Origin of the sequence: Lacticaseibacillus songhuajiangensis, from assembly GCF_003946025.1 — a bacterium.
Classification (GTDB): Bacteria; Bacillota; Bacilli; order Lactobacillales; family Lactobacillaceae; genus Lacticaseibacillus; species Lacticaseibacillus songhuajiangensis.
The window spans coordinates 1-7,065 of record NZ_RHNR01000074.1; the positions used below are offsets into that span (position 1 = coordinate 1).

The window sequence follows — 7,065 nt, forward strand, 5'->3', positions numbered from 1 at the left end:
CGCGTAGCCCTCAATCGCGGAATCCAAGCGCACCCGCGCCGGAGTTGCCAACCACCGCCTTACGGCGGTATGAAAACTGCTTACAGTGCAAAGCGCACCCTTGCGGGCGCGGACTTACGCTGACGGACAGCGACAGCCCCCTATGCCTTCTTGCGGTCGAGCAAGTTCAGCACGATGCCGAGGATAACGACCACTGCACACGCCAAGTACACGCCGTGTAGCGATTCGAACAGAACGTGGCGCAATGCCGGGACTGCCTGCTGTGGCAACTCGTGTACGGTGTGCGGGTTGATTAACTTGTTCATCATGTTGGTGCTCAGCCCCGCCTTTCCCGTGGTGCCAGCGGCAACCTGCACGTTGAAGATGAGGCCAAACACGGCAACCATCACGGTCTGCCCAAGTGTCCGGCTCAGGGTGTTGAAGCTCGTTGCCACCCCAATTTTGTCCTGCCCCACGGCCGCTTGTGAGCTAACCGTTGTTGTCGTGATGGCAATCCCGAAGCCGCTCCCCAAAATGGCGGAGAACAGCAGGAAGAAGGCAAACGGTGTCGACGCGGGCACACTCGCCAGGATAAAGATGCCGACGGTGATAATCCCCAGGGCCACCATCAAAACTCGCTGCGGACGCATTTTGACAATCATACGGCCTGCCACGAAGGAGCCCAGTACCCACATCAGGCTGCTTGGCGTCACCGCGAAGCCACCCATGGAAGCGTCGAGGCCGAGAATACCCTGCATCCACATTGGCATGTAGACTTCATGGCCCATGACGATGCCGGACACCAGCGCAGCCAGCACGTTTTGAATCGTGAACGTGCGCGACTTAAACAGCTCGAGGCTGATGACGGGATCCACTGCCCGCTTTTCCTGGCGAATGAACAAGAAGAGTGTCACCACTGCCAGCGCAACCAGCAACAGCGCGTACACGATGCCATTGGCACCATCCAGCATCTGGAAGCCAGTCAACATGAAGAGCAAGGTTAATGCCAGCCAAACCGTCCCCATGATATCCACAGGCTTCTTTTCAGCGACGTGCTTTTCCTGGAAGAAAATGTAGGTCAAGAGCATCGTGACCAGCCCAATCGGCACGTTCAGAATGAACACCCAGTGCCAGGACAATTTGTCGACGATAAAGCCCCCAATCAGCGGGGCCACAACTGCGGCAATACCCCAGGCGGAACCGTTCAGCCCCAACACGCGGGCGCGCTTTTCAATGGGGTAAATGTCCGCAATCATCGTAAAGGTCACCGGCATAATGCCACCGGCGCCAATTCCCTGCAGTGCGCGGGAAACGATGAGCGCGGGCATCGATTGCGACAGGCCGCTGCAAAGCGAACCAATCACAAAGATGCCCAGCGACACCATCATCACCGGCTTGCGGCCGATGCGGTCCGCCATTTTGCCGTAAATCGGCGTGGCCATGGCCGAGGTGAGTAGGTACATGGTGAACACCCAGTTCATCACCTTCACGCCGTGCAGTGCCCCCACAATCGTTGGCATCGCCGTGCTGACGATGGTGCCCTCAATGGCAGCCATGAATGTTGCAATAAAAATTGTGGCCGTCACAACCGCCACGTTTGTTTTTCTCTGGTGCAAGATAGATTACTCCTGTCGTTTATTTTTTGCGGGCGCCACCAGCCGAAACCAGAACGCAGTCGTTCCAGTCCACAAAAATAGGGGACATTAAAAATGTCCCCCCACCAATCGATCACTAAAGTAATGCTTTCAGTGCATCAACCTTGTCGAGGTGTTCCCAAGGCAAGTCAATGTCTGTGCGGCCAAAGTGACCATAAGCCGCGGTTTGTTCATAAATTGGACGCTGCAAGTCGAGCATCTTGATAATTCCTGCAGGACGCAGGTCAAAATTGTCCCGAATTGCGGCAGTAATAGCTTCTTCTGGAATGGCGTTCGTGCCAAAGGTGTTCACGGAGATAGAAACTGGCCGTGCAACCCCAATGGCGTAAGCGAGCTGAACTTCAACCTTCTTGGCCAGACCCGCTGCCACCAAGTTCTTGGCGATGTAGCGAGCGGCGTAAGAAGCGGAGCGGTCCACCTTCGTGGCATCCTTACCGGAGAACGCACCGCCACCATGACGGGCGTATGAGCCGTAAGTATCCACGATGACCTTCCGGCCAGTCAGACCGGAATCGGCGGCTGGGCCGCCGAGGACAAAACGTCCGGTTGGGTTCACGTAGATCTTCGTGTTGGCATCCAGCAGCTGGGCTGGAATGACCTTGCGAATGATCTGCGCTTCAACGTCGCTGCGAATTTGGTCAAGCGTGGCGTCTGGATCGTGCTGCGTTGAGAGCACCACGGTGTCCACCCGCTGCGGCTTGTCGTTGTCATCGTATTCAACGGTGACCTGGGCCTTGGCGTCAGGACGCAGGTACTTCAGAATCCCTTCGTGCCGGACCTTGGCCGTCCGCCGCATAAGGGCGTGAGCCAGCGCAATTGGCAGTGGCATCAGTTCTGGTGTTTCGTCACAAGCGTAACCAAACATCATCCCCTGGTCACCCGCGCCAATTTTGTCGAGCGGATCGCCGTCTTCGTCGCGCGCTTCAAGTGATTCATCCACACCCTGAGCGATATCTGGTGATTGCTCATCAAGTGCAACCAGCACGGCCACGGAGTCAGGGTCAAAGCCGCTGTCCTTCGTGTAGCCAATCCGGCGAATGGTATCGCGGACGATACCCTGGATGTCGGCGTAGGCCGTCGTTGAGATTTCCCCAACGACGAGCACCAAGCCAGTTGTTACCGTCGTCTCACAAGCTACACGGGCTTGTGGATCTTCGGTCAAAATGGCGTCGAGAATCGCGTCACTAATCTGGTCAGCAACCTTATCAGGATGCCCCTCAGAAACGGATTCGGACGTAAATAAGTGTCGTTCTTGCATGGAATTGAATTTCCCCCTTCAAATAGTCGGTTACAAGGCATGGGTTTGCAATGAGCATCACTTGCACGGTTATTGCACCGTACTCACACGCTAATTAGCGCGTACTCACCGCAGCCCCCCCATCGGGAATTGTTTGCAACTTCCCCATCTTAGCACAAACATCTGGGCGTACATAACGCAAAGCTGCAATTTTGTCCTAGCAAGCGCCACCATTTGGGTAAATAATTGTCTTCCCGAGATGAATCGGGTAGCATTGCATATTAGAAGAAAGGAAATTCGCATGCAATCATTAATCAAACGTAGCAGTAGCAGTTTGCTGCTCTTCCTGCTCGCCCTGACTTACCCGATTATTTCAGTCGGCAGCAGCCATCTCGTCTGGAGTATGAGCTTCATTGCCCTCATCGTGCTGACCGCCTGTGTGGCGCTGATGCAGATGCAGTGGCATTACCAAATTCTGGCCGGTATTGGCCTTGTCGCAGCGCTGCTGGCAAGTTACGGTCAATGGGTCCTCTTACCCCTCCTGCTTGCGCAAATCGGTCTGGCGCTCATTTTGAGCACGCAGCAGCTGACAGACGACGTCAGCGTCTCTGGCCAACTGTTAATTGCCGGCTTCATGCAGGTTGCCGTTACCATGAGTCAAAGCCATGTTCTCACCCACACCTTCTTGCTAGATCTTGCTTTTCAACTTTTGCCCTTCATCCTGGCGGCTTTCGCCCGCCGGCTGCCCAGCCTCATGGTGGCAATCGGCGAACTCGTCATTATCATCACGGCCTACGCAACGCAGCGGTTCACCATCATCACCGCATTGGTCTGCATCGTGCTTGCCCTATTGCCACTCAAGCGCAAGCAGGCCTGGTGGCCGGCATACTGGCTCGCCGCCGCACTCATCGTCGGGGTGGCCCTTCACCTGACGATGCTCCACGGCTAAATTTAACAAACTAACAGGTCACGGCCAGCGCGGTCGTGACCTCTTTTAGGAGGTTGTCATGAAACTCAGCAAAACCCAGGCTAACCTGGTACTCACCCTCACCGCAATCATTTGGGGGAGCGGCTATATTTTTACCAAGTTGGCCACTAACGCGCACATGCCGGCCGGAATGATTAACGGCTTCCGCGGGCTCATTTACGCCGTGCTAGTCTATATTTTCTTCGGCAAAGTCATTCGCCACATGACCCGCGCCGAGTTCAAAATTGGCCTCATCGCCGGCATCATCAACCTGGTCGCCTACCAGCTGCAAACGGTATCCCTGCAGTACACGACACCAGGCGACAACGCGTTCCTGACCGCCACCTACGTTGTCATCATTCCGTTCATCATGTGGCTGGTCTTTCACGAGACCCCCGCACCCAAAAGTTACCTGGCCATCATCATCTGCATGCTTGGCGTCATGGAACTGACCGGTATCTTCAATCACGGCTTCAACTTCCAGCTCGGCGACATCCTGGTGATTCTCTCCGCAGTCTTCTACGCCATTCAAATTGTCTACTTCGGGTCCACTGCCGCCAGCATTAACCCCTGGATAACGGCCTTTATGCTCGGCCTCGTGCAGGGGGTGGGCGGTTTCACTTGGTCCGGCGTGTTTGAGCACAGTGCATACGGCGCCATCAACTGGCAGGCGGCACTGCTGCCCGTCTTCATCCTGGGCGTGCTCTCCTCCTTCGGTGCCCAAAGCCTGCAACTCATCGGCCAAAAATTCACGGATCCGACGCCGGCTGGTCTCATTATGATGACCGAATCCGTCTTCGGGAGCATTTTCTCCGTGGCCTTTGGCTTCGAAGCCTTCACTATCAACCTGCTGCTGGGCGGCCTGCTCATCCTACTGGCGATCATCCTGATGCAAGTGGATTTCCGCAAGTTGTACGTTGCGCGCCAGCGCCGCAAAGAATGACCAGTAAACTAAAAGAACGCCCGCGAATTCAGACCGAATTCGCGGGCGTTCTTTTTAGACATCGTGTTTAGTTAAACACACGGGCAACACGGGTTACCCAACTGCGCTGACTGTTCTTAATGCTTGCAACCATGACCTTTGGTGGCCAAGATTCGATGACCTTGTTGTTACCAAGGTAGATGGCAACGTGCCAGACGCGGTGGTCGTAAGGGCTCGTGTAGAAGATGAGGTCCCCACGCTGGCGGTTGGCGTAGCTGACCGTCTTAAACTTGCTGCTGGCAGCCAAAATGCGGCTGTTCCATTCGTTACCAGGATGTGCATGCTGGATGGAAGATACTGGCAGTGGATTAATTCCGGCGGCGTAAAGTGCCTGGGTAACCAAACCGGAGCAGTCGTTACCGTATGCAGCACTGGTAGACGCACCCACGATGTATGGATTGCCAAGGTAAGTGTAAGCAGCCGCAATCATGGCCTCGATGTGCTCAGAGCGGGTACTGTACCACTTAGTACGCAGTGGCTGAATGTAACTGTCGATACTGGTCCACAGGGACTTGCTCAGCCCCAGTTTGGTCCAGGTCTTCAGATCCACCACACCGGTTGCCTTCAGGCCGTGACGGCGCTGGAATGACTTCACAGCGGCTACGTCTGCCCAGGACATGTTGGCGTAATGACGGCTGAGCCCTAGCTTACCGAGCACCAGCCAGGTTTTGATACCTTCATAGTTGTAGCCGATATTGTAACCAACTTTGCCGGTTGGCTTAATCTGGGTGTAGGAGATCTGGAAATACTTGCTAGGGTTCTGGTAAGGCAAAGCTTCAGTTACCTGTCCCTGACGCACCCACTGATTTTTGCCAATGGCGTACCACATGAGCCCGCCAGCAACTTTTTTGCTCGTGTACTTCCATACGGAACCCTTATTCAGAGTCTTGCCGCTGTTGCCCAGTGCATTGTTGTAAACCGTGGCCTTCGTGGAGGTGCGCACAATGTTCAGTTTGACATTGGTGTACTTCACCGCACTGCTGGTTTTACTCAAGCTGGCGTACGTCGCTGGAAGCCAATTCTTAGTGCCCAAGCAGTACCACAGGGTACCGTTGACGGTGGCCACAGAGTTAACCTTCCACGCCGTCCCGTTCTTAAGGTACTTGCCAGCGGTCTTGCCACCGGGTGTCGCTGCAGTGCGCACACCGTAGCCAGGCACGTAGGCAATGTAGATTGTTGCCTTGTACTTAGTGGTCTTCACAGCTGGTGTTGCAGCCTTGGCTGGTTTAGCCGCCACTTTAGGTGCGGCTGCCTTCTTGGTCGTGGTGGTAGTTGCAGCCTTCTGCGTTGTGCTTGACTTGCTGCTGGACGTCTTGGTCGTCTGGCTAGAACTACTGCTTGTAGTCGCGGCATTGTTCGTGCTCAAACTTGAGTCTGCAGCAGTTTCGCTGACTTCCTCAGCAGACACCCACTTGTTCGTGGCAATTTCGTACCATTTGGTTCCGTTCACAGTTGCCGTTGCGGTGTACTGCACCTTACTTCCTGCCGCAAGGGTACTGTTCAGAGCCTTTTTGCTTGCCGTGTAGTTATCGTACAATTCGGCGTTCGTCCCTTTTGCCTGCACCCAGCCGCTAGCCTGAGTGGGGGTGACGGACGTCGCATTGACCGCCGTACTTGCTGCTACGTGCACGGCTGCAGGATGTGTCCCCGCAGCGAGTAATGCACACGCAACCCCAAGCGTGACCCATACTTGCTTCTTCATGTCGTTCCTCCATCAATTACTGCAATAAGTATTAAACAATACAGCCATTATGCTGGAATATACGCGTGCTTTCAATAACAAAAGTCATATTTCGTGAAGAAAAATAACGGATTTTCGTTTATGCAACCATTTTGCCGTCAAAACAGCACAAAAAAACCGTTCCGGTTAAGGAACGGTTACTTGAGATGGAGGTTAACGGGATCGAACCGATGACCTCCTGCTTGCAAAGCAGGTGCTCTCCCAGCTGAGCTAAACCCCCATATCTACTCATATGAGTATAAAAAAACGGAGAGTAAGGGATTCGAACCCTTGATACAGGCAAAACCCGTATACATGCTTTCCAAGCATGCTCCTTCAGCCTCTCGGACAACTCTCCATAAAACAAACTCCGGTTGTCGGACTCGGACCGACGACAACCTGATTAACAGTCAGGTGCTCTACCAACTGAGCTAAACCGGAATAAATTAGCGCGGCAGCTTCCTACCCTCGCAGGCAGTTTCCCACCAACTACTATCGGCGTAAAGAAGCTTAACTTCTGTGTTC

At 54.3% G+C, this 7,065-nt stretch carries 5 protein-coding genes, 3 tRNA genes and 1 rRNA gene; 2 read left to right on the forward strand and 7 right to left on the reverse strand.

Annotated features, from left to right (window positions below):
- Positions 1-140: 140 nt before the first annotated feature.
- On the reverse strand, positions 141-1,595 hold the full coding sequence (locus EKM97_RS11635; protein ID WP_125572541.1) for an MDR family MFS transporter: 1,455 nt from the start codon (positions 1,593-1,595) through the stop codon (positions 141-143).
- A 115-nt stretch (positions 1,596-1,710) separates the two neighbouring features.
- The gene (gene metK, locus EKM97_RS11640) at positions 1,711-2,892 is read right to left on the reverse strand and encodes a methionine adenosyltransferase (RefSeq protein ID WP_125572542.1); all 1,182 of its coding nucleotides are present in this window, start codon (positions 2,890-2,892) and stop codon (positions 1,711-1,713) included.
- A gap of 280 nt (positions 2,893-3,172) precedes the next feature.
- Here metK and EKM97_RS11645 point away from each other — a divergent pair, with 280 nt between their 5' ends.
- Together EKM97_RS11645 and EKM97_RS11650 are read left to right on the forward strand one after the other, a co-directional pair.
- Positions 3,173-3,820, forward strand: a complete 648-nt coding sequence (locus EKM97_RS11645; protein WP_125572543.1) for a hypothetical protein — start codon at positions 3,173-3,175, stop codon at positions 3,818-3,820.
- A 58-nt stretch (positions 3,821-3,878) separates the two neighbouring features.
- Positions 3,879-4,781, forward strand: a complete 903-nt coding sequence (locus tag EKM97_RS11650; RefSeq protein WP_125572544.1) for a DMT family transporter — start codon at positions 3,879-3,881, stop codon at positions 4,779-4,781.
- Positions 4,782-4,848: 67 nt separating this feature from the next.
- Here EKM97_RS11650 and EKM97_RS11655 read toward each other — a convergent pair whose 3' ends face one another.
- The 5 genes from EKM97_RS11655 to rrf form a co-directional block, all read right to left on the reverse strand.
- Positions 4,849-6,522: a C40 family peptidase gene (locus EKM97_RS11655; protein WP_125572545.1), complete on the reverse strand. Its 1,674-nt coding sequence runs from the start codon at positions 6,520-6,522 to the stop codon at positions 4,849-4,851.
- 186 nt (positions 6,523-6,708) lie between these two features.
- Positions 6,709-6,781 (reverse strand) — tRNA-Ala (locus EKM97_RS11660).
- Between the two features lie 27 nt (positions 6,782-6,808).
- Positions 6,809-6,898, reverse strand: a tRNA-Ser gene (locus EKM97_RS11665).
- 10 nt (positions 6,899-6,908) lie between these two features.
- Positions 6,909-6,981: transfer RNA gene (locus EKM97_RS11670), tRNA-Asn, on the reverse strand.
- Between the two features lie 8 nt (positions 6,982-6,989).
- A 5S ribosomal RNA gene (gene rrf / locus EKM97_RS12280) occupies positions 6,990-7,065 on the reverse strand; the annotation flags it as partial.